This is a genomic window from Microcoleus sp. S13C4, assembly GCF_036700865.1.
GTDB lineage: Bacteria > Cyanobacteriota > Cyanobacteriia > Cyanobacteriales > Microcoleaceae > Microcoleus.
Genome location: NZ_JAUBPS010000030.1, coordinates 1 through 24359 on the forward strand (window position 1 = coordinate 1; position 24359 = coordinate 24359).

Here is a 24359-nt window from a genome sequence, read left to right on the forward strand (position 1 = left end):
TATCCTCGAATGCAGGAACCTCGTTCTGTCTTGAAAGCTAAACTGCGGGTGTGATTAAGCCTTTTTCAGTGCCATTGCACTCAGGATTGCACTGCTCTACAATTAGTAAAACTTTTAATTTTTTATTACTCATTTATTGGCTACTCAGGGGTGAACTTTCTGGGACGTTAGCTGTAATTCTAGCTTGCTGAATTCATAGAGTTGGTTGTTTTGTATTCGATTAGCTTGCTCTGCTGCCCCAGCAATCGGCGCTGGTGAAACTGGATTTGACCTTGTAACTGTGGAAATTTGGCTAATACACATGACAAAGCGTAGATGGCTGCGTCTTTAGTTGTGATATCCCGATGCTTTATATAATAGTTATAGGTGCGATAGGTTGCTAAGGGGTAGCCACTCAATAGTAACAGGCTCCAGCTTTTTGTCGGCCATGTCATTGCCAAGGCTAGCGCTGGCAAGACTAAGCCCCAAAACCAAGTGCTGCGGGTTTCTTTGACCCAATGGCGCTCTGGTTCGCTGCCGTGCATCCAGGAACCTTCGGCATAGGCGTGACCCGTTCTTTGAGCCCGCTTCCACCACTGAGCGAAACTCGTCATTTGCGCGTCGTGCAGGGTCATTTCTGCGTCTAAGCGAAGGATTTTCCAACCTTTTTGGCGCAGCCGCAAGCACAGTTCGGGTTCTTCGCCGGCTATTAGTGCGGGATTGAAACCTTCGACTTGCTGAAATGCGGTGGCGCGTATCATGGAGTCGCCACCGCAGGCTTTGGTTTCGCCGATGGGGGTATCCCACTCGATGTCGCACAATTGGTTGTAGATGCTTGCTTCGGGGTATCGTTCGCGCCTGCGCCCGCATACTGCTGCTACGTCGGGTTTGGCTGCGAGTTCGCTGTAAGCCCGATCGATCCATCCATCAACTACTTCGCAGTCACCGTCCACAAATTGGACAAATTCGATGTCTGGCGCTAGTTCCAGCAAGCGGGCAAAGCCTTCGTTTCTGGCGCGTGCTGCGGTAAACGGTATAGATAAGTCTAGTTCTACTGTATCGGCTCCGATCGATCGGGCTAAATCTAGGCTACCGTCTGTTGAGCCGGAATCGACATAGACGACGCGGGCAACTTTATTGGTGGCCGAGACTAGGCATTGGCGGAGGCGCTCCCCTTCATTTCGTCCGATCGCCACTAATCCAATTTGTGTCAAGTTTTACCTCTTGAATTCGACTACTGAGTAGTTCGTTTTATTTTTTAATAAAAGTCCAGCTAATTTCATAATTTTTCTGCGACTTCTATAATTTTTCTCAGACTTTCGGGGTCTTTTTTTCGATAATTTTTGCGGGAATTCCGACTGCGGTTGCACCCGGTGGCACGTCACAAATCACCACAGCATTAGCACCAATCAAAGCATGATCGCCGATCGTTACGGAGCGAATAATTTTTGCTCCGGCACCGATATCGACGTGACCGCCAATTTTAACATGAGCAACAATTGTGACCTGTTGAAAAATCATACAGTTCGGGCCAATAGATGCCTCTGGATGAATGACAATGCCATTAGGATGAAGCATAACGAGTCCCCCTCCTATCTGGCAGTTCAAAGGGATGTCAGTTCCAGCTACAATAGTCCAGAATAGATGCGGTATTATGTTGAACCGGGATAAAAAATATCCTAAAATTCCACCTCGCTGCTGCCATTTTTGATAGTTGCGGATAGATTTTAGCAGTTGGCGACTGGGTTCCCACCATCTGCTAAGTTTTTCGCGGCTCCAGTCTGCTTCTGTAGCAGAAACGACTGATGTAGTTATTGATTCAACCATTCTTTGTGCAACAAAATAGATAAAATATACATAATCCTGTGACCCTTGATTATCAGTATATGATAACTGGTTGCTGATTGACAGTATTTTTTGAAATTCTCTCGCAATCCTATTTGAGTTGTAATGTTTTTGTAGGTTGCCAGGTTTTTAGGGTAGGCACGGCGGGGGACTAATCCTACAAATTGTTTACAATTCATACAGGATTGCTATACGGTCAACTTATAATTATTTAGTTAAGCGAGTTGATGTATACCAACAAGCAGTAGCGATCGCACCCTTTGTGCAACAATAACAATTGCAAGAGAGCTACACAATTTCGTTAAAGCATCTATCACTATAAAGGTGATATATCTCTAGTTTATTTAAGTAAGAGAAGAGACAGGTCACTTTTTCTGGGACTAATTTAAGGATTGTTTTCCACAGGGCGAGAGTTGATAATTTTGGCAGGGATGCCAACGGCAGTTTGACCAGCAGGAATGTCTGATAAAACGACAGCATTTGCACCGATATTTACGTCGTCTCCCAGGTAGACCTTGCCGAGGATTTTTGCACCAGCGCCGACGTTAACCCGATCGCCCAATTGAGGGGATTCTAGCGGTTTGTCCAAATAGCGGTTTCCCAACGTTACACCTTGGCGGATAATGCAGTCGTCGCCGATTTTACAATATCCATGAATAATAATAGCGTTTTGATGTTCAATCACCACGCGCCGCCCGAGTTTAACGGTGTAAGGCAAGTCTATCCCGTAAGTATTGCGGACTTTTCGGTAGAGCGATCGATAAATAATGCTCAAAGGAGCTCGCAGTAATTTCGGTTCTACCTGCATTCTCCAGACGCCAAAACGCTGCACTGCTACGGCGCGAAATCCCGGTTTTGTCCAATCTCGACCATGAGCAATCCAGTCTTCTTTAATTTGCTGCCACAGTCCCAGCCTGGAATCTTCTACTTGATTTTCACTCGTGATTAAGTTTTGCTCAGTTACCATAAGCTCTAATTCACACTCTTTCTTGTTTACTCTATTGCTAGATGCCGGCGATATTAATTGGTCTATCAGGTTTTTGAAGAAGGAGCAATCCGGTTTTATCGCTCTAGAATACTAATTTTTCGGCTGCATCATAAAATATTTTGCTTGCCTAGGTTAACCTGGTTGAGTTGGCTTTGACCGATTTACCAACTCCCTTTAAAAGTTTTTGGATTTTTCAATCTTACCCCCCTTAAAAAATACACTATTTAATACAAAATCCCTCAGTAATTGTGGTGGATCGCCATCTGGTTTGCCTTGAAGTACGCGGCGCACCCTCCAGGCTGCAAAACCCGAAGCCCAGGATACATCAGTTAATGCTGTGTAAACCAAGCCGTAGTTTTTGATAAAGTACCTACGCCGGGAATCAAACCAATAGGTGGGCAGCCGCTTGGGGGGCTTTTTGGTGTCAGTGACGCCTGAGCTTTGGCCGACTAAGTGGACAACGCGACTTTCGGGTACGTACCAGCAAGTCCAGCCAGCTTTATTCGCTTGCAGACAAAAGTCCATTTCTTCGCAGTACATGAAATAAGCTTCATCCATCAAGCCAATCTTTTCAAATACTTCGCGACGGACGATCATGCTGGCTCCAGCTACCCAATCAGTTTGACAGGTTTCTTGGGAAATGGGAGGCGCTCCGACCCAGTTAGCTAACAAGTTGGATATAAAGCCTGTGCGCCAACCAAAATCGAGTTCGGTCAAGAGATTGTGAAACCGAAACGCTGACTGCTGCGGGGTACCGTCGGGGTCTTCCAAGCGGCTGCCGGCAATGCCTGCGTCGGGATGAGTGTCCATGAAATCGACGAGGCCTTTTAATGCACCGGGGCGAACTACGGTGTCTGGGTTGAGCAGCAGGAAGTAAGGGGGAGGATTAGTGGATTGGAGGGCGGGACGGATCAGGGCGTTGTTGCCGAAGGCAAATCCGCCGTTGCGATCTAGCGGAACGAAGGATGCCCATTCGCTCCAGCCTTCGGAGGCGATCGCGCTGCCAATCTCTTCGACTGAGCGATCGCCGGAAGCATTGTCGGCAACTGCAACCCGCATACCGGGCAGCGATTGAACTTCGCTAACTAGAGAGCGCAAGCAGTCAATTGTCAAACTAGAGGTTCGGTAGTTAACAATGACAACCAGCAGTGGATAGGGGTGATTGGACTCGCTGGCCTTCGACATAAGTACCGTTGTTTGTTTAACAACTTTTTAGCTCAAGTTGTACCCATCTGGCAAGCTGGAGCGATCGCTAATAGTATTTTTATATGTTTGGGTGAGGGAGACTGTTTTTTCGGCCCTATTTCGGAAGTATCGTCGCTCTGCATCAAAGTCGATACTGCCTGTAGGCTTGACTGGCGGCTCGGTGCAGTAGTGAATGTCGATAAACTAAGCCCTGAGCGTCATCGCAATAGCCCCCGCCAATCACGCAGGCAACGGGATAGCCAGCCCTCAAACAGGCCGTCAAAACTTGCATTTCCCGGCGAAATAACCCCGTATCAGTTAAAGCTAATTTTCCCAGTTTGTCACCGTGATGAGGGTCTACTCCAGCATCGTACAAAACTAAATCTGGCTTGACATTTGAAAGCAAATCTGGTAAAAATTTATCCAAAGTTTGTAAATATTGGTCGTCCTCCATACCCACAGGCAAAGGTACATCTAAATCGCCCTTTTGTTTAGTACCCGGAAAATTGACTTCGCAGTGCATTGAGAAAGTAAAAACGCTACTGTCATGTTGGAATATTACGGCGGTTCCGTCTCCTTGGTGTACATCTAAATCGACAATTAAAACTTTGCGAACTAAACCATTTTTTTGTAAGACGCGAGAGGCGATCGCCAAATCATTAAAAATACAAAAACCCGACCCAAAAGCCGGGAAGGCGTGATGAGTTCCGCCTGCAGTATTGCAAGCCAAACCGTAGTCTAAAGCGAGCTTGGCAGTTAGTACAGTTCCTGCAACCGCAGTGCAAGTGCGATTAGCAAGGGCCCGACTCCAAGGCAGACCAATTCGCCGCATCGCTTTGTCATCCAGCGTCCCGTTGCAGTAAGCTTGAACGTAGCGGTGGTCGTGGACTAATTCAATCCATTCTTGAGGCCCAAGTTCTGGAGCGTGAAATTGCGATTTATCTGCTACCCCGTCCGCGAGCAGCATCTGGTAAAGCATCCCAAACTTTGCCATCGGGAAGCGGTGATCCGGTGGCAGGGGTGCAACGTAATCTTCGTGGTAAATAATTGGTAAGTCCATTAAAATTATTGTATAACGAATGAATCTCCAATTGAAAGCCTGCAATCTCAATTTTTTTAAAGTCGCTGGAGAATCTGTATATGCAACAACTAAAAACAGTCTGGCAGTCCGGCAGCACTCACCCCGAAAATGCTGAAAATCTCGATAATATCAGTCAGTGGTGGGGAAACCTCAACGGCAAAGAAATTAGCTGGGTAGAGCGACTAATTCCGCAAATCGGCGGTCTGAGCGAAATTCACTGGCACCCCCAGCGTTTTGACGAAACATTTGTGATAGTCAATCCCGAAATTCGCGAGGAAACTCTCTATTGGTACATACCCGATTCTCCTGTCCAACGTAACAACACTGTTGACAAATTAGAACTTGATAACTTGCAACAGCAATTGTACATCTATCCTCAGTTGGAATCGGAACTGGTAATTCGCGTAGGAATTCCCGAAGTTAAATATCAAACACTTGAATTAAACAATCCCGAAATTGCCTGGGGCGAAGATAATATGCTGCTGTTGTGGGAGGCTGACCAAGAACTAGAAATTAAAATTTGTTTCAGCAATGAAAATATTGCTAAACTTAAGGAATTGCTGGCAGATAAAAGACCGAGACAATAGTTTATATGGTAGGCTTTGGGTGCGGGTGGATGGAGCTATAGCAATCCTTGCAGGAGTCGTAAATTTTTTTACCCTACCCCAACCCCCCCCCGAACCTGCAGGGAGGGAGTAAGAAATTAACAAATGATTGAGGATTGCTATATACTCTTAGTTACCTATTAAATATCTTAAGACTGATGGGCGGGTGCGTCAAAACCGATGTTTTTCACATCCATACTTTGTTTCAGCGACAAGAGTAAAAAAAAACGGTTTCTTCGCCTCGCGGTATGTCCAGGTGTATATCTCTGCTAAAACCCTTTGAATGTGCCAGCATAATATCCAGAAACTTGCGTTATCCTCCTGGGACTTTTAATGCTAAAGTCAAGCAAAAAACAGTTTTGGGCGCATCTACCGGGTTGTACGAAAATACTTGGTTCCAGCCCTTGAACAAAGTTAAAAAACCCGGTTGCTTTGGTCTGGAGTGCCTAAACGAGGATTGTTTTTATGCAAACTTAATTTGGACATCCAATAAGGGGATTGGTTTCGGGAATAAGATATGGTTAAATACGGTTAATTTGAGGGGAAACCTTAAGACAAGCAACCAATAAGTTTAAAAAATAGAAGCTGCGTTAGTTGATGGGCTAATATCTAAAATTCATCCTCTATTTGCTGAGTTTGAAAAGGTTTAATAAATAATTATGATGGGAAAGACTCACTAAATTTATTAAATTCTCAATCTGCTTCTCGCACTAAAAAATTCACAATGATCCAACACAAAATGATATTTGACAAAGAAAATATTCACATTTTAATTATTGACGATCAGCCCCACAACCTGCGGTTTATATCAAACATATTGACCAAAGAAGGGTATAAAGTTCAGCGGGCGATTTCGGGAGAAATGGCGGTTAATGCTAACCTAACCGTTCTCCCCGACTTGATTTTGCTAGATAGTGCCATGCCCAAAATGAACGGATATGAAGTCTGTACCCGACTGAAAGCCAACGAAAGAACGCGGGAAATTCCGGTTATTTTCTTGAGTGTTTTTGATGAAACTTTTCACAAAGTCAAAGCTTTTGAAGTCGGCGGTGTTGACTACATTACTAAGCCTTTTCAAGTGGAAGAAGTTTTAGTGCGGATCGAAAGTCAATTGACTATACAACAGCTATCAAAACAATTAAGACAGCAGAATGCCCAACTGCAACAAGAGGTAGAATTTCGCAAGCGAACAGAACAATCACTCCGGGAAAGCAAAGCGCGGTTGCAGAAATTGGCGGTCAATATACCGGGAGTTCTTTATCAATTTATCAAGAAACCCGATGGAAGTTTCCAATTTGAATATATTAGTTATGCTTGTAGGGAGATTTACGAATTAGAGAGTGAGGAAATTTTAAAAAATCCAGACTTTTGCTTCGATCAAAATCATCCAGATGACCACGAATATCTGGTAAAACAAATTGCTACTAGCGCCCAAACTTTAGAACCTTTTGCCTTTGAATGGCGGATTATTACACCGTCGGGTAAACTCAAATGGCTGCAATCTAATTCTCGCCCCGAAATGCGCGATAATGGCGATATTGTGTGGTATGGCGTACTTTTTGATATCAGCGAGCGCAAGCAAGCAGAAATAGAAATGGCAGGAGCTAAAGCTGCTTTAGAACGGCAAGTTCAGCGAGAATTGCTGATAGCAAAAATAACTAAAGAAATTCGCTCAAGCTTGCAGCCCGAACAAATATTTCAAATAGCTGCAACTCAAATCGGTCTGGCATTCTGCGCCAATCGCTGTTTGATTCATACTTACGTTACTACCCCCCAAGTCGATATTCCTCTGGCGGCCGAGTATCTAGAACCCGAGTGCGAATCTATTTGGAACATAGCCATTCCAATTTGGGGCAATCCTCACGTCGTACAAATGATGATACAAGATCAGGCGATCGCCTCCAACAATGTTTATTCAGACCCTCTGTTGCAAGCTGTTCAACAGATTTGCCAGAAGGTTGGGTTGAAATCGATGCTGGCAATTCGCACTTCCTACCAAGGCAGGGCAAACGGCGCTATCTGTTTGCACCAGTGCGATCGTTACCGGGAATGGACATCCGATGAAATCGACTTGTTAGAATCGGTGGCTGCTCAAGTAGGGATTGCGCTAGCTCAAGCTAAACTGATCGAGGGAGAAAAAAACCGGCTTGTGCAGCTCGATCGACAAAATAAAGTGCTGCAAGCAGAAATTCGCACCCGCATCTGCGCCGAGCAAGCTCTGCAAGAATCTGAAACAGAATTACGAGCTATTTTTGCGGCCATGACTGACACAGTTTTAGTCAGAAATGCAGAAGGGCGCTGCATCAAAATTGCCCCGACAGCATCAACGAATTTGGTGAAACCTCCAAGCGAAATGATTAACAAAACCGCTCACGAAGTCTTGCCGGAACCTGTGGCAGATTTGGTGTTAAATGCCATCAAACAAGTTCTAAAAACGAAGCAAAGCATCAATGTTGAATATAGCTTTAGACTCGGAGAGCGCGAAGTTTGCCTCGACGCTAAAGTTTCTCCACTTACTCCAGATTCAGTAATTATCGTAGCGCGAGATATTAGCGTTCGCAAACAAACAGAATCGGCACTCAGAGAAAGCCAGCACTTCATTCAAGCGATCGCCGATTCCAATCCCAACCTATTGTACGTTTACGATGTAATTGAACAGCGGAATGTCTACAGCAACCGACAAATTGCAACGATGCTCGGATATACCGCCCAAGAAATACAAGATATGGGGAAAGCAATGATGCCAATGCTGCTCAACCCCGACGATTTGCCAGAGTTTTTGGAAAGCGTCAAAAAAGTGGAGCGAGCGAAAAATGGTGATGTCATTGAATGTCAATACCGAATGAAACACAAAAACGGTGAATGGCGGTGGATGCACAGTTGGGATACAGTATTTCTCAGAACAACTGATGGTAAACCCAAACAAATTCTCGGCACTGCTAATGACATCACAGACCGCAAATTATCCGAAGAAAAACTCCTAGCATCGCAGCACAGAATCTCGTTTTTATTGCAGCAAACGCCGATCGCAGTTATCGAGTTAAACCTCAATTTAGAAATTATCACTTGGAATCCCGCAGCCGTTGCTATTTTTGGCTACAGTGAGCAAGAAGCGATTGGTCGAGTCGCCTCCGATTTGATCGGACCTGAAAGCTACCACCCGCAATTATCTGATATTTTCAATCATGACTTGAACGCCAAATCCAGTAGCACTTCCGAAAATCTGACCAAAGACGGCAGAATTATCATCTGTGAGTGGTATAATACTCAGCTAATTGATGATAACGGTACAGCGATCGGCATTGCTTTAATGGCTGTAGATATTACCGAACGCAAGCAGGCAGAAACCGAACTGCAAGAAAGTGCTTTACGACAAAGAGCGATCGCCCGCATCATTGAAAGAATGCGGCAAACTTTAGATATCCGAGAAATTTTTCACGCCACAACCCGAGAATTGCGCCAAACCATAAAGTGCGATCGAGTCGCTATTTACCGTTTCAATCCAGACTGGAGTGGCGATTTTGTAGCCGAATCCCGTGATCACAAGTGGGTTTCTTTCCTCCAAGCACAGGAGCTGGATTCTCACCTTACTGAAGGCGCTTTAGACAGCGAACGTTGCGTTGTCAAAAGATTAGATAGCACCTCACAAGAAGTACGCGATACCTATTTGCAACAAACCCAAGGCGGAGCCTACAGCCGAGGTAAAACTTACCTTTGTGTCTCAGATATTTACAAGCAAGGTTTCGATAATTGTTACATCCAATTGCTAGAAAAATTTCAAGCTAAATCCTACATTATTGTACCAATTTTTTCCGGCAAAAAGCTCTGGGGATTACTAGCATCCTATCAAAATTCTGCTCCCCGCCAGTGGAGTGAAGCGGAAATCAATGTTGCAGTTGATGTAGGTACTCAGCTAGGAGTAGCATTACAGCAAGCGGAATTGTTCGCCCGCACTCAAAGGCAGTCCATGGAACTGATTAAATCCAAAGAAAACGCCGAAGTTGCCAACCGCGCCAAAAGCCAATTTCTAGCTTCCATGAGCCACGAACTCCGCACACCTCTCAACGCCATTCTCGGTTTTTCCCAAGTCATGGCCCGCAACAGTTCTATCACGGAAGACCAAAAAGAATACATAGAAATTATTAACCGCAGTGGCGAACATTTGCTCGAACTCATCAATGATGTTTTGTCAATGTCCAAAATAGAAGCAGGTCAAATTAGTATCAATCCAAGCCGCTTCAATCTATACAACCTTCTCAACAGTCTCAAAGAAATGCTGCAACTAAAAGCAAACTCAAAAGGTTTGCACCTAATTTTTGAAAATGCCGAGGATTTGCCGCAGTACATTCAAACAGACGAAGCTAAATTGCGGCAAGTTTTAATTAACCTACTCGGCAATGCGATTAAATTTACTCAACAGGGAACCGTTACTTTGCGCGTCAGCAGCAACGAGGAAAAAGACCCGACAGAAGAAAACAAATCCCAATTGTATTTTGAAATTGCCGACACTGGGCCAGGCATTTCTCCCTTGGAACTTTCCACATTATTTAAGCCCTTTGTGCAAACCGAAACTGGTCGAAAATCCATGCAGGGAACTGGTCTGGGGTTGCCGATCAGCCAACAGTTTGTCCGGATTATGGGAGGTGATATTGCTGTTGAAAGTCAACTCGACCAAGGCACAACTTTCAGCTTTAATATCTGGGTTAACTTAGTAACAGAAAGTGATGAACAAGAAAAATCGCCGATTAAACAAGTTATCGCTTTAGAAGCCGGACAAGAAACTTATCGGATATTAATAGTTGAAGATGTAGCGGAAAATCGCCAACTGCTGCTTAAGCTGCTGGTTCCCCTGGGATTTGAAGTCCGGGAAGCAACTAACGGTCAAGAAGCAATTGCTTTGCATTCAAGTTGGAAGCCGCACTTGATATTAATGGATATGCTGATGCCCGTGATGGATGGGTATGAAGCGACAAGACAGATCAAAAAAACTATAGAAGGTAGAGAAACAATAATTATTGCCTTGACGGCCAGTGCTTTTGACGAGCAGCGGCAAGTAATTTTGTCTGCTGGTTGTAACGATTTGATATGTAAACCGTTTCGGGAAGAGGTACTCTTTGAAAAGATAGCGCATCACCTCAACCTGCGTTATATTTATGAAAAAGAAAACTTATCTACTTCTTTTTCAACACCGACGCTGCTTAAAAGTTTGACCACCGAGGATTTGAGTGTAATGCCCACAGACTGGGTGGTCGATTTGCACCGAGCAGCACTTTGTGTTGACGACAACCGCATCCTCGAACTGATCAAGGAAATTCCCGAAACTGAGGCAAATCTCGCTAACGCTTTAACAGATTTAGTCGATAATTTTCGGATAGATATCATTATCGATTTAACTCAATTATATGATGAACGACCATCCATTACCAGCGACTCCTAAAGACATTCTGATCGTTGACGATATGCCGGATAATTTGCGACTTTTATCCACTATGCTGACATCTTACGGGTATCATGTCAGGAAGGCTATTAACGGACACTTGGCTCTGCAAGGGGCACAAATATCTCCTCCCGATCTAATTTTACTAGATATTAATATGCCGCAAATGAACGGGTATGAAGTTTGTGAGCAGTTAAAGTTAAGCGAAAAAACTAAAGATATTCCGGTAATTTTTATTAGTGCGCTAGATGACGTGCTGGAAAAAGTTAAAGCTTTTCAAGTAGGAGGAGTGGATTATATTACTAAACCGTTTCAAGTAGAAGAAGTCTTAGCCCGCGTCCAAAACCAACTTTCCCTTCGTTCGCTGCAATCCAAACTGCAACTGCAAGCTAGGGAACTGCATGATCGCAATTCTAGATTGCAGGAAGAAATCGCAGAACGGCAGCGGGCTGAAGAATCAATCCGGTTTTTGCTGGAAACTACGCGGGCGATCGGCGAAGCTGTAGACTTTCACTCAGCTTTAGAAGTAATTTTGCACCAAGTGGGCGAAACAATCGGATGGGATGTAGGAGAAGCTTGGATTCCCGATGCAGAAAGAACTGTCCTAGAATCAGCCCGGGGCTGGTATGCCAGCAACGCCAGCATGGAATCGTTCCGTACCCAAAGCCAACAACTGACATTTGCCCAGAATATAGGACTACCGGGACGAGTTTGGGCATCCAAGCAACCGGAATGGGTAGAAGATATTACCCGTGGATACCCCCATTTTCTCCGAAGTCAAATAGCACTAGAACTCGGATTCAAAGCGGGTTTTGGTGTGCCGATTTTGGTAGGCGATGAAGTATTGGCAGTGCTAGTTTTCTTTAAAATTTCGTCTGGTGGGAAAGACGCACGATTTATAGACGTTTTTAATGCGGTAGGCACTCAATTAGGTTCTTTAATTCAGCGTAAACAAGCAGAAGAATTGCTGCGTATTGCTCAAGAAAAATATCACAGCATTGTAGAAAATGCGATGGAAGGCATTTTTCAAAGCACGCCTTCAGGAGGCTATCTCAGCGCTAATCCAGCTTTGGCAAAATTGTACGGTTACGACTCGCCAGAAGAACTGATGTCCGAGATTAAAAATATTGCTCAGCAACTTTACGTTGACCCAGAACGCCGCCTCGAATTTGTGGCTGCTATGGATGCTGAAAATGCCGTTTCGGGGTTTGAATCTATGGTATGTCGCAAAGACGGACGCCGTATTTGGGTGTCAGAAAATGTTCGGGCTGTTCGAGATTCAAAAGGTGAGCTGCTCTACTATGAGGGTACTGTTTCTGACATTACAGAGCGCAAATTAGCGCAAGAAGCGCTAAAAGTTCAACAAGAACAAAGCGAGAAGTTGCTGTTAAATATTTTACCCAAACCAATCGCAGAACGCTTGAAGGCGGAGCAAAGCACGATCGCCGACAGTTTTGCTCAAGTAAGTGTTTTATTTGCTGATATTGTTGGCTTTACTGAGTTATCGGCGAGAATGTCTCCCACCGAGTTGGTAAAGCGCTTGAACGTAATTTTTTCGCACTTCGACCAGTTAGCTGAAAAGTACGGTGTGGAGAAAATTAAGACTATTGGCGATGCTTACATGGTAGTCGGGGGGTTGCCTACGCCGAGACATGACCACGCCGAGGCGATCGCCCAAATGGCCCTGGGAATGCAGGCAAAAATAGCAAAGTTGTGCGCCGAGACAGGGGAAAAACTGGCAATTCGCGTTGGCATCAATTCCGGGCCAGTTGTTGCGGGAGTGATTGGTGTGAGCAAGTTTACGTATGATTTATGGGGAGATACGGTGAATGTGGCGGCGAGGATGGAAGCTACGGGTTTTGCAGGCAGCATTCAAGTTACTGATGTTACTTATAAGCTTCTGAAAGATAAGTATTGGTTTGAGAGGCGAGGCGTGATCCCGGTAAAAGGTAAGGGGGATATGATGACTTATTGGTTGCTAGGAAAAAAGTAAAAATGGGAATTGGGCATCGGGAATTGGGCATCGGGCATCGGGCATTGGCCAAACAGGGCATTGGGAATAATGTTTTTGTGCGGCATTGCTTCTAGCCAGCTCCTAAAGAGATGGTGCTGCTATGATGAAAGTAGTTAACGAAACTTTACATAATAGCCGTGACTGCACAACAATTAGTATCTGCAACGAGTTTTGAAAAGCTAATTTGGACTTGGAAAGGTCACAAAATCCAATATACCGTCCAAGGAACCGGCCGCCCTCTGATTTTGATTCACGGATTTGGCGCTTCGATCGGACATTGGCGACAAAATATCCCCGCACTCGCGGCCGGCGGCTATCGTGTATTTGCTCTGGACTTGCTGGGATTCGGCGCTTCCGCCAAACCTGCCCTCGATTACACTCTGGAATTGTGGGAAGAATTGCTGACAGATTTCTGGGCGGATCTGGTACAGGAACCGGCGGTATTTGTCGGGAATTCGATCGGCGCTTTGCTGAGTTTGATGGTAGTCGCCAACCATCCAGAAATATCAGCAGGCGGTGTCTTAATCAACTGTGCCGGCGGGCTCAACCACCGGCCCGACGAACTGAATTTCCCCCTGCGAGTAGTGATGGGGACTTTTACTAAATTAGTTCGATCGCCCCTGATCGGCCCCTTTGTCTTCAACAACATCCGCCAAAAACACCGCATCCGCAACACCCTGCGCCAAGTCTACGGGAACCGCGAAGCCATCACCGACGAACTCGTAGAACTCCTCCACGCCCCCTCCTGCGAGCCTGGAGCTCAACAAGTGTTTGCCTCGATTCTCACGGCCCCAGCAGGCCCTCAACCGTCAGAATTGCTGCCCAAAGTCGATCGTCCGTTATTGGTACTTTGGGGCGCAGACGACCCCTGGACGCCAATCGCCGGCAGCCAGATTTATCAACAATTGGCCGCCAACGGTAAACCAGTGAAATTTGTGTCAATTCCCAACACAGGCCACTGTCCCCACGACGAGCGGCCAAGTGAAGTCAACGCTCTGATTTTGGACTGGCTGGTGGAATTGAAGTAAAATTTTTCTGCTCAAGGCAACCCTTGGGCGATCGACAAAAACCCCTGCATTACAAAGGTTCAGCCTCGCTCCACCGCACCAGCACCCCGGCAGCAGCCGACTCACAAAACAATTTTTGTAAAAAGTATTGACACAATTTACTGAGTCAGCTATATTGATGGACGTGTGAGGAGCGAACCAGAAGAAGCACCGAGACGAAACACGGCCAGTCGTCGGTGCTTTTTCTGTTGAAACCCGTTTTTAAGAGTTTTAAATTATCTATAATTCACATCGAGAAGATCTGTAAGCCCGCCACGCTTTCTTCATATCTTCCTACCCTTCGGGAACGGCTTCGCCGAACGCGTTCTTAGCGTCTTCGCGGTTCGTTAAATAAATATTCGGATGTTGCAAAAAAAGTAATTGACTGGACTTAATCTCAAAAAATCACAAATTGTGGATTTTTTTTATAATCAAAATTTGATTGCATAGAACTCAAAACTAGAGAGTTATATAATAATAAATTGTCGCTGGGTCGGGGCGGGTTGATATACATTTTTTCCAAATGTCGCTAAACCCGCCCCTGCGGTGTGGGTGTAAAAATATCAACGATCGCCCAAAACAAATTGTTCGATCGCAGCCGCCACCCCATCTTCCTCCACATCCGGCGCCACCCAATCAGCAGCAGCCTTCACCCCATCAGGAGCATTGCCCATTGCCACGCCCACACCCGCGTAGGCAATCATTTCTACATCATTAAAATTGTCGCCGATCGCCATCACATTCGCCGCCTGTAAACCCAAAAGTTCCTCCGCTAAATACTGCACCGCATCTCCCTTATTCGCCAAAGGATGCGTAGCTTCAAAAAAAGTAGCAACGGATCGAGTCAAATAAAGCTCCGCAGGCGTGTAGCGCTGCCGCATACTGCTGAGCAAGCCGTCGAGTACCCCCGGATTCTCGCACAAAGCCAAAACTTTCGTCGGTTCCCCCGGAAGATCTCGCCGCAAATCTTTAATCACATTTGGTTCAATGCCCGATCGTTCGGCATAAATTCGGGTAGCTGCGGTAATTTCCGGCACGTAAAGTTGGTCGTCAATGTAGAAATGGATCGAAAGCAGCGGTCGCAAATGCGGTTCTTCAAAATAATCTAACAGTTGCAGAGCAGTTTGTTTCGACAGCGGCAAGTGTCGCAGCCGTTTTTGAGTAGCGTGATCTTGAATCCATGCGCCCTGGTAGCAAATCAGTGGCAATGTTGAGCCGATGTCGCGGTGAAAACGCAAAGCCGATCGGTACATCCTGCCCGTAGCGACGGCCACTTTCACTCCCCGCGACTCGGCAGCCAAAATTGCCTGCTTGACTGGTTCTCGGATGGTATTTGACAAACCTGCGATCGTGCCGTCTATATCCACTACCAGCAATTGAATGTCTGCGGTGCCAAAAGCGCGATCGGTCGCATTAGCTGGATTTGAGGCAGTTATATTCTGCATGATTTTTTTAGATTTTAGCTGTTGATTTGCACGCACCCGTTTATTTTGGCACTGGCGGGATAGCAAAAGGCAACTTCTGATTTTTTGAAGACTAAAATATAGATAACTAAATAAACGACAAAAAAAGTATCTACGATAACTCTTTAGGGAGGGTTTTAGCTCAGCTATATAATAGTAGCCAGTTTACCGCCGTAAAAACCGCACTCGCTCGGTGATGTGTATTTCCACTTACTTAATAATACTTGTGGCCAAAAAGAATGCAACTGTAGGTCAGATCCAAAACCTTATGTCATCAATCATTCCAAATCTAAAATTTAAAATTGTATAACCGGATCTTTCAAATTACCCCCCACTCTCATGATTTCTATCCCTGGATACCGCATTGACGAAGAACTTTATACAAACCCTCACACAGTTATTTATCGAGGGATGCAGCTTGAGGAACAAAAACCCGTTATCCTCAAAACTCTCACGTCGCCATACCCTACCCCAGCGCAAATATCCCAACTCCTGCACGAATCCGAAATTCTTAAAAATTTGAGTTTGCCCGGAATAGTCAAGCTTTACAAAATAGAAACCTACAATCACTTTCCTGTTTTAGTTTTAGAAGATTTTGGGGGAATTTCCCTAAAAGACTTTCTCAGCAACAACCAGCTAGAGTTACAACAATTTCTGCATATTGCCATCAAACTAGCAGAAACTATTGGGCAACTCCACGAACACCACATCATCCACAAAGATATTAAACCCAGCAATATTATTGTCAATATCGAGACAGGAGATGTCAAGATTGCTGATTTTGCGATCGCCTCCCTACTACCGGGCGACAACCCCACCCCCAGCCATCCCCATTTACTCGAAGGCACTCTCGCCTATATGTCTCCTGAACAAACGGGACGCATGAATCGGGCGATCGACTACCGCACCGATTTTTATTCTTTAGGCGTCACCTTTTATGAAATGCTTTGTGGCGAATTGCCTTTTCAGGCGATCGATCCCATGGAATTAGTACACTGCCATATTGCCAAAACGCCAGTTTCTCCTTGTGAAAACAGAAAGCAGAAAGTAGAAAGCAGAACCATCGAAGGCAGAATCAATCAAGTAGGAACCAAGGAGATTCCTCAAGTCATTTCCGATATCGTCATAAAACTCTTAGCAAAAACGGCAGAAGACAGGTATCAAAGTGCTTTGGGACTTTTGTATGACTTGGAAAATTGTCTCGATCAACTGCAAACAACAGGCGAAATTTCTCATATAACCCTCGGCGAACAAGATCAGTCAAGTCACCTGCAAATTTCCCAAAAATTTTACGGGCGAGAAGCAGAAGTTAATATGCTTCTTAGTATCTTCCAGCGGATGAGGCGAGGTAATACAGAGATCGTGCTAATTTCTGGTGGTGCAGGTGTGGGAAAATCTTCGTTAGTATATGAAGTTTACAAGCCGATTCGGCGGAAAAACGGGTATTTTATTGACAGCAAATTTGAGCAATTCAAGCACGATATTCCCTACGCTTTTTTGCTCCAAGCTTTTCAAGATTTGTTGCGACAAATTTTCACAGAAAATGCCACAGAAATCAATGTTTGGAAACAAAAAATTTTAAAAGCACTCGGCGGCAACTGCCAAGTAATTATTGAAGCCATTCCCGAATTAGAACAGATTGTTGGGCCGCAGCCCCCCGTCCCAGATTTAGGGGCAAATGAATCTCAAAATCGTTTTAATTTAGTATTTCAAAACTTCATCCGCGTCTTTGCTCAAAAAGAACACCCCTTAGTAATTTTCCTCGACGACTTGCAATGGGTCGATTCAGCATCTCTCAAGTTAATAGAACTGCTAGCAACTGACCTAGAAACTCAATATTTATTAATAATTGGAGCTTATAGAGAGCAGGAAGTAAATGCAAACCATCCTGTAATGCTGACCGCCGAAGCAATTAAAAAAGCAGGCGGCACTGTAAGTGCGATCGCCCTTTCGCCTTTAGATATAAGCAGCGTCAACCAATTTGTCGCCGATACTTTGAACTGCGCCCCAGAAAAATCCCTAACTTTAGCAGAATTGCTTTTTCAAAAAACCGCTGGAAATCCATTCTTTTTAACTCAATTAATAAAATTTATTTACTCAAAAAGTTTGATTCAATTTAAGCTTTCACCATCGAATAATGTGGTAGAGCTAGCTGAACCTAACCGATCGGGCTTAGCGCAACCAATCTCAGAGCAAATTGTGAAAAAAGGCAATATCACAGGTGAGTGGCAGTGGGATATCGAACAAATACAAGAAATGGGAATAACTGACAATGTTGTAGAATTAATGATAGATAACATTCAGAAACTTTCAGAGAATACCCAGGAACTGCTTAAATTAGCCGCTTGTATCGGCAACAGATTTGATTTAGAAATTCTCTCTACAATAGCCGAAAAACCTCTGGCGTCCGCAGCAACAGACCTCGGTGAGGCACTTCAGTCCGGTCTGATTTTACTCGTGAATAACGCCTACAAACTTCCGATCACACTAGCAGCAACCACAGAAATAACAGACACAATATCTAGAGACTTTACCGATGACTTGTCTCTACCCGTGGCTGATGTTCCTAGGGCAAATTACAAATTTTTGCATGAGCGAGTGCAGCAAGCAGCTTATGCTTTAATATCCGATTATCAGAAACAAGAAACCCATCTTAAAATAGGTCAGATTCTGCTACAAAACGCCCCGCCCGAGCAATTAGAAGAGCATATTTTTGATACCGTAAACCAACTAAATTTAGCAAAACCCATAATCAGCAGCAAATTAGAAAAATTTCAATTATGCCAATTAAATTTAATGGCAGGTCGCAAAGCAAAAGCAAGTGCAGCTTACGAACTCGCCCTTAAGTATTTAACCGCAGGTATTGAACTGCTTCCCCCCGCAAGTTGGCAAACTGACTACGACTTGACTCTTGCAGTGTACGAGTCAGCAGCAGAAGCTGCTTACCTCAATACCGACTTTGAACCAATGGAAAAATGGGCTGAAATTGTTCTGCAACACGCAAAAAATGAACTAGACAAAATCAAAGTTTTTGAAATCAGAATCATAGCTTGTGCGATGCAAACCAAACTCCAAGAATCGGTAAAAATTGGTCGCGAAGCACTACAAATGTTAGGAATTAACTTTCCCGAATCGCCTATTCCCCTCCACATTCAGCAAGCACTGACTAAAACCGCCGCTTATTTAACAGATAAAAAGATCGAAGATTTAATTAACTTGCCACTCATGACAAATCCGCACAAATTAGCAACTATGCGCGTGCTTTCCAGTATGTTTTCAGCTACATTTATAGTTGAACCTGTGCTGCTGCCGCTGATTGTGTGCGAGCAAGTTAATTTATCTATAAACCACGGAAATTCTGTTTTTTCTGCCTTCGGTTATGCTAATTACGGAGCAATTTTAAAAGGAATAGTTAGAGATATTGAATCGGGCGATCGCTTCGGTCAATTAGCTTTAAATTTGAGCGATAGATTAAATGCGTTAGAATTCAAAAGCAAAACGCTTAATTTAGTAGCATTCATTTTGATGAACGGCAAGCATCACGTTAAAGACTCTTTGCCGCTGTTAGAGGACGCCTATAAAAGCGCCCTAGAAAATGGAGATTTAGAATGTGTCGGATCTGCTGCCGTAAATATTTGTCAGTCTTTGTATTTCATCGGTCAAGAATTGCCACAACTAGAAAGGAGAATGGTAAGTTACAACCACTTGCTGTTTCAAATTAAGCAAGAAACTGTATTGATTTGGAATCAAATATATCGGCAAACTGTTTTGCAATTGATGGGAAAATGGGAAATCTCAGACCTTGTATTAGGTGAAGCTTACAGCGAAGAAAAATTGTTGGCGCTGCTGTTGAAAGCTAACGATCGAGTGGGGCTCCAGCACTTTTATGTGCAAAAACTAATACTAGCTTATTTATTTGGAGATGCCCAAGGAGCGCTAGAAAATGCAGCGCAAGCCGAAGTTTATTTAGACGGAGTTGCAGGCTTCATTAATGTTTCGGAGTACCAGTTCTACGATTCTCTAGCCCGCCTAGCAGCCTATCCATCGGCAACACAAGAGGAACAAGAAGAGCATATTTTTTACGCTGTCAGTAATCGGAAAAAACTGCAACAAAAAGCGCTTTCGGCGCCCATGAATCTTCAGCACAAATGCGACTTACTTACGGCTGAGAAAGCGCGCGTTTTGGGCAATGTGGTGAGAGCAATGGAATATTACGATCGCGCAATTGAAGGAGCCCAAGAAAACGGATACATACAAGTACAAGCACTAGCAGCAGAATTGGCAGGAGCATTTTATCTATCCATAGGACGAGAAAAAAATTCTAAAACTTACTTGACAGAAGCGCGTTATTGCTATCAGCGCTGGGGAGCAACAGCCAAAGCAGCACATTTAGAATCGAAATACTCGCACTTGCTAACTTCAGGCTCGATTTCAACTAATATCGAAACTCACAAATCTACCAGCAGCGCTTCCACTAAGAGCGACAGTGCAGGCGTGCTAGACTTGACCACAGCAGTTAAAGCATCGCAAACCTTAGCCGGCGAAATAGTTCTAGACAAACTGCTGGCAAAAATGATGAAAATTGTTATTGAAAATGCCGGGGGGCAAAGAGGATTTTTAATACTAGACAAAGACGGTGAATGGGTGATTGAAGCATCAGGATCTGTAGATGTCGATCGCGTTGCTGTCATGCAATCAATTCCGATAGATTTTGTTGCCGACGATCAACAAGTAACTTTACTGGCAGTTGCAGTTGTGAATTACGTCGCCCGCACCCAGGAAAGTATAGTTTTAAACGATGCCAGCAGCGAAGGACAATTTACTCACACACCCTATATAATGGCCGTTCAACCTAAATCAATTCTTTGCACTCCGTTAATTAATCAAGGCCAACTCACTGGCATTCTATATTTAGAAAACAACCTGACTACAGGCGCTTTTACACAAGACAGGTTAGAAATATTAAAACTGCTGTCTTCTCAAATTTCTATCTCTATCGAAAACGCCCAACTTTACGACAACTTGCACCAATTCAATCAGAATCTCGAAAATTTAGTACAGCAACGTACCTCGGAACTCTCCCAAACTTTAGAAGACTTAAAATCCGCTCAAAATAAACTGGTAGAATCGGAAAAAATGGCTGCCCTCGGAGGGTTGGTTGCAGGGGTTGCCCACGAAATCAATACTCCCATAGGCATCGGCATCACCGCCGCCTCCTTGCTTGCTGAAAAAGCCACAAAGTTTTTTGAGGTTTACAGTAACGGCCAAATAAAACGTTCCGAGTTAGAAAAGTTTCTGGATACCGCCATGCAAAGCAGTAATATGATCTTATCTAACCTCACGCGGGCCGCAGACTTAATTCACAGTTTTAAAGAAGTAGCTGTGGATCAGTCGAGCGAGTTAAAACGCACGTTTAATGTTAAAAACTATCTAGAGGAAATTTTGACATCCTTAACAGCCAAACTAAAAAGAACTAAGCACAAAATAGAGATTAAGTGTGATGAAAATATTGTAGTGGACAGTTACCCCGGCGTAGTGTGTCAAATTGTGACAAATCTGGTGTTGAATTCCCTAATTCACGCCTACGATGGAGAGGACGAAGGAGTTCTGGCTTTTGATTTCAAACTAGAGGGCGATCGGCTAATATTTGAATATGCCGATAACGGCAAAGGTATTGACCCAGAAAATCTCAGTAAAATTTTTGAACCGTTTTTTACCACCAAAAGAGGTCAGGGAGGCACGGGATTGGGACTGCACATTATTTATAACCTTGTTACTCAAAAACTAAAAGGCACAATTAGCTGCACAAGTCAAGTAAAAAAAGGCACAAAATTTATGATTGAATTTCCCGCTAACATGAGCAGTTAGTTATTAGACCGCCAACATGGATATAAGTTTTATATAGGAGAACGATATATGTCAGAAGCTAGTAAAAACCTGTTGGCTGCAGGCGATGATGAATTAATCGCCGCAGGCGACGATGAATTAATATTTGCCGAGGAAGATGAGGCTGAACAAAAACCGCTAGAAGAAAGTTGGAAAATATTAATTGTGGATGATGAAATAGAAATTCACAATATTACTAAATTAGCGTTAAATGATTTTAAATTTGAAGGAAAAAGTATAACATTTATCAGCGCTTACTCAGGAAAAGAAGCTAAAGAAATAATCCAAAATAACTACGACATAGCATTGATTTTACTCGATGTAGTTATGGAAACAGAAGAAGCAGGCTTGGAAGTAGTTAAATACATCCGCGATATTTTAAATAATCAAGTAGTGCGGATTATTTTACGCACTGGACAGCCCGGCCAAATACCAGAAGATGTAGTAATTGTCAGCTACGATATCAATGATTACAAAACCAAAACAGAACTTACTAACAAAAAATTATTTACCACAGTAGTCACCGCCCTGAGAGCATTTAGATCACTCAATCAAATCGAATCCAGCAAAAGCGAACTCGAAAAAATTGCAGCCGCATCAGCCCGTTTTGTACCCCGTGAATTTTTGAAGTTTCTCAAAAGAGAAAGCATCGTTGATGCGAGACTAGGAGACGCTGTACAAGCAGAAATGACGATTATGTTTGCCGACATTCGCTCATTTACAAGTCTGTCCGAGAGTATGTCTCCCCGAGAAAACTTTGAATTTCTTAACTCTTACTTAAGCCGAGTTGGCCCAGTTATCCGCGAGTACAACGGTTTTATAGATAAATATATTGGTGACGGGATTATGGCTTTGTTTCCTAACAGGGCTGAAGATGCTGTGCAAGCAGCAATTGAGATGCAGCAGCAAGTTAAAATTTATAACAGACACAGGCAAAACAGTGGTTATCAACCTATTTCGATAGGGATTGGTTTGCATACGGGGACTCTAATGTTAGGTACGATTGGCGAAGCGGAACGAATGGAAAGTACGGTGATTTCTGATGCCGTTAATTTAGCTTCCCGCGTGGAAGGATTGACAAAGCTTTATGGGGTGGCTATTGTAGCTAGTGTCCAAACCCTTTGCCGGATAGACGATCCTCAACATTACAAGTGTCGGTTTCTCGATCGCGTTCAAGTAAAAGGAAAACAAACACCTGTGGCTGTATTTGAAATTTACGATGGCGACTCGCCGACAATGATCGAACTAAAAGCACAAACTCAAACTTATTTTGAACAGGGAATTTTTTTTCACTACCAGCAGCAATTCGCGCAAGCACGACAAATGTTTCTGCGCGTTTTGCAAATTAATAAGTATGATAAGGCAGCATCTTTTTATGCAGAACGCTGCGATATGTTGATGAAGAATGCAGTCATTATGACTCTGGAAGGAATTGAAATTTAGTTGAGGGGTAATGGGGAATTGGGCATGGGGCATAGGGCATAGGGCATAGGGCATAGGGCATAGGGCCGAAAAGAATTAGGAAATGGGCATCAGCTAAGATAGTGAACAGTCAACAGTCAACAGTCAACAGTCAACAGTCAACAAATAACTTAATTTATGCGCTTAAAATCCCTTGATGTTTTTCGCGGAATTGCGATCGCCTCGATGATTCTAGTCAACAACCCCGGTAGTTGGGAACAGGTATATCCACCGCTAGACCACGCAGAATGGCACGGCTGCACCCCGACAGACTTAGTATTTCCGTTTTTCTTGTTCATCGTTGGCTGCGCGATGTCTTTCTCGCTGTCTAAATATATTCAAAATTATCCAAAAACCCCAATAGAAACCTCAAAAATTACACCAACAAAGGAAAAATCAGAATCTGCTAAAAACCCTCTTCCTTCTTCCTTCTTCCTTCTTCCTTCTTCAAATATTTACTGGCGAATTGCGCGCCGCGCCGCGATTCTATTTATATTAGGATTGCTGCTAAATACATCTTCGATCGCCCTTGACGTACTTCTCAACAGCGCCCCCGTAGAAAACTTCGGTAAAATCCGCATCATGGGAGTATTGCAGCGCATCGGCTTAGCTTATTTCATCAGTGTGATCGCCATTCTCAACCTTTCCCCCCGCAATCAAAAGCTGCTCGCTGTTGCTGTGCTTTTGGGCTATTGGGCTGCCTTAACCGTAGTGCCTGTAGGGGGGTACACTGCCGGGGAACTCACGCCAGAAGGAAATTTAGGAGGATATGTCGATCGGCTAATTCTCGGTAGCCAACACCTGTACAAAGGCGGCCCCTTCGACCCCGAAGGATTGTTGAGTACCTTACCCGCAGTTGTAACAGTCCTGATCGGCTACTTTACAGGAGAGTGGCTGCGACTAGAACCAATCAAAACCCGCACCAGTATTAACTTAGCAATCTGCGGCCTCTGTTGCGTGGTAATCGGCCACTTGTGGGGATTTTCATTTCCGATCAACAAACAACTTTGGACAAGTTCCTATGTAGTTTTTACGGCTGGTTGGGCGTTGCTATTGCTAGCAGCTTGCTACGAAACAATAGAAGTGCGAGGTTGGAAATGGGGGAAGCCGTTTGAAATCATGGGAGTGAATGCAATTTTCCTGTTTGTTGCTTCCGGTATAGTTGCCAGAATCCTGTTGAAAACCCATATTGGCAGGGGCGAAAGTCCTCCAAGTACCTACACTTGGATTTACGAGAACTGGTTTGTGCCGTGGGCGGGGCCGCTGAATGGTTCCCTAGCGTTTGCCGTGAGTGCGGTCTTATTTTGGTGGTTAATTTTGTATGGAATGTACCGACGTGATTGGGCGATAAAAATTTGAGTAGTTTGGT

Annotated in this window: 13 protein-coding genes; 7 read left to right on the top strand and 6 right to left on the bottom strand. The window is 44.2% G+C overall.

The window, feature by feature from the left end; all coding sequences use genetic code 11:
• Window positions 1-179: 179 nt before the first annotated feature.
• The 5 genes from QT996_RS14550 to QT996_RS14570 all read right to left on the bottom strand — a co-directional run bounded on the left by QT996_RS14550 (window position 180) and on the right by QT996_RS14570 (window position 5057).
• Window positions 180-1193, bottom strand: coding sequence for a glycosyltransferase (locus QT996_RS14550; protein ID WP_333047334.1), 1014 nt, complete (start codon window positions 1191-1193; stop codon window positions 180-182).
• A 97-nt stretch (window positions 1194-1290) separates the two neighbouring features.
• On the bottom strand, window positions 1291-1806 hold the full coding sequence (locus tag QT996_RS14555) for a serine acetyltransferase (RefSeq protein WP_333047336.1): 516 nt from the start codon (window positions 1804-1806) through the stop codon (window positions 1291-1293).
• 403 nt (window positions 1807-2209) lie between these two features.
• Window positions 2210-2791: a serine acetyltransferase gene (locus QT996_RS14560; RefSeq protein ID WP_333047338.1), complete on the bottom strand. Its 582-nt coding sequence runs from the start codon at window positions 2789-2791 to the stop codon at window positions 2210-2212.
• 195 nt (window positions 2792-2986) lie between these two features.
• On the bottom strand, window positions 2987-3997 hold the full coding sequence (locus tag QT996_RS14565) for a glycosyltransferase family 2 protein (RefSeq protein ID WP_333047339.1): 1011 nt from the start codon (window positions 3995-3997) through the stop codon (window positions 2987-2989).
• Window positions 3998-4139: 142 nt separating this feature from the next.
• On the bottom strand, window positions 4140-5057 hold the full coding sequence (locus tag QT996_RS14570; protein WP_333047340.1) for a histone deacetylase: 918 nt from the start codon (window positions 5055-5057) through the stop codon (window positions 4140-4142).
• Between the two features lie 80 nt (window positions 5058-5137).
• Here QT996_RS14570 and QT996_RS14575 point away from each other — a divergent pair, with 80 nt between their 5' ends.
• From QT996_RS14575 to QT996_RS14590, 4 genes are all read left to right on the top strand, one after another.
• Window positions 5138-5665, top strand: a complete 528-nt coding sequence (locus QT996_RS14575) for a hypothetical protein (protein ID WP_333047342.1) — start codon at window positions 5138-5140, stop codon at window positions 5663-5665.
• A gap of 742 nt (window positions 5666-6407) precedes the next feature.
• Window positions 6408-11120: a response regulator gene (locus QT996_RS14580; protein WP_333047343.1), complete on the top strand. Its 4713-nt coding sequence runs from the start codon at window positions 6408-6410 to the stop codon at window positions 11118-11120.
• Window positions 11086-13113 (top strand): adenylate/guanylate cyclase domain-containing protein, encoded by a 2028-nt coding sequence (locus tag QT996_RS14585; protein ID WP_333047344.1) that lies wholly within the window; start codon window positions 11086-11088, stop codon window positions 13111-13113. The genes QT996_RS14580 and QT996_RS14585 overlap by 35 nt, the downstream gene beginning before the upstream one ends.
• 158 nt (window positions 13114-13271) lie before the next feature.
• Complete coding sequence (locus QT996_RS14590; protein ID WP_333047345.1) at window positions 13272-14162, top strand: alpha/beta fold hydrolase; 891 nt, start codon at window positions 13272-13274, stop codon at window positions 14160-14162.
• Window positions 14163-14743: 581 nt separating this feature from the next.
• Here the strand turns inward: QT996_RS14590 and QT996_RS14595 are convergent.
• Entirely contained in the window at window positions 14744-15625 is an 882-nt protein-coding gene (locus QT996_RS14595; RefSeq protein ID WP_333047346.1) for a Cof-type HAD-IIB family hydrolase, read from the bottom strand.
• 357 nt (window positions 15626-15982) lie between these two features.
• Between QT996_RS14595 and QT996_RS14600 the strand changes: the two genes are divergently transcribed.
• The 3 genes from QT996_RS14600 (at window position 15983) to QT996_RS14610 (ending at window position 24349) form a co-directional block, all read left to right on the top strand.
• Window positions 15983-21511: an ATP-binding sensor histidine kinase gene (locus QT996_RS14600; RefSeq protein WP_333047348.1), complete on the top strand. Its 5529-nt coding sequence runs from the start codon at window positions 15983-15985 to the stop codon at window positions 21509-21511.
• A gap of 48 nt (window positions 21512-21559) precedes the next feature.
• Complete coding sequence (locus QT996_RS14605) at window positions 21560-22972, top strand: adenylate/guanylate cyclase domain-containing protein (protein ID WP_333047350.1); 1413 nt, start codon at window positions 21560-21562, stop codon at window positions 22970-22972.
• Between the two features lie 156 nt (window positions 22973-23128).
• The gene (locus QT996_RS14610; protein WP_333047352.1) at window positions 23129-24349 is read left to right on the top strand and encodes a heparan-alpha-glucosaminide N-acetyltransferase domain-containing protein; all 1221 of its coding nucleotides are present in this window, start codon (window positions 23129-23131) and stop codon (window positions 24347-24349) included.
• Window positions 24350-24359 lie beyond the last annotated feature (10 nt).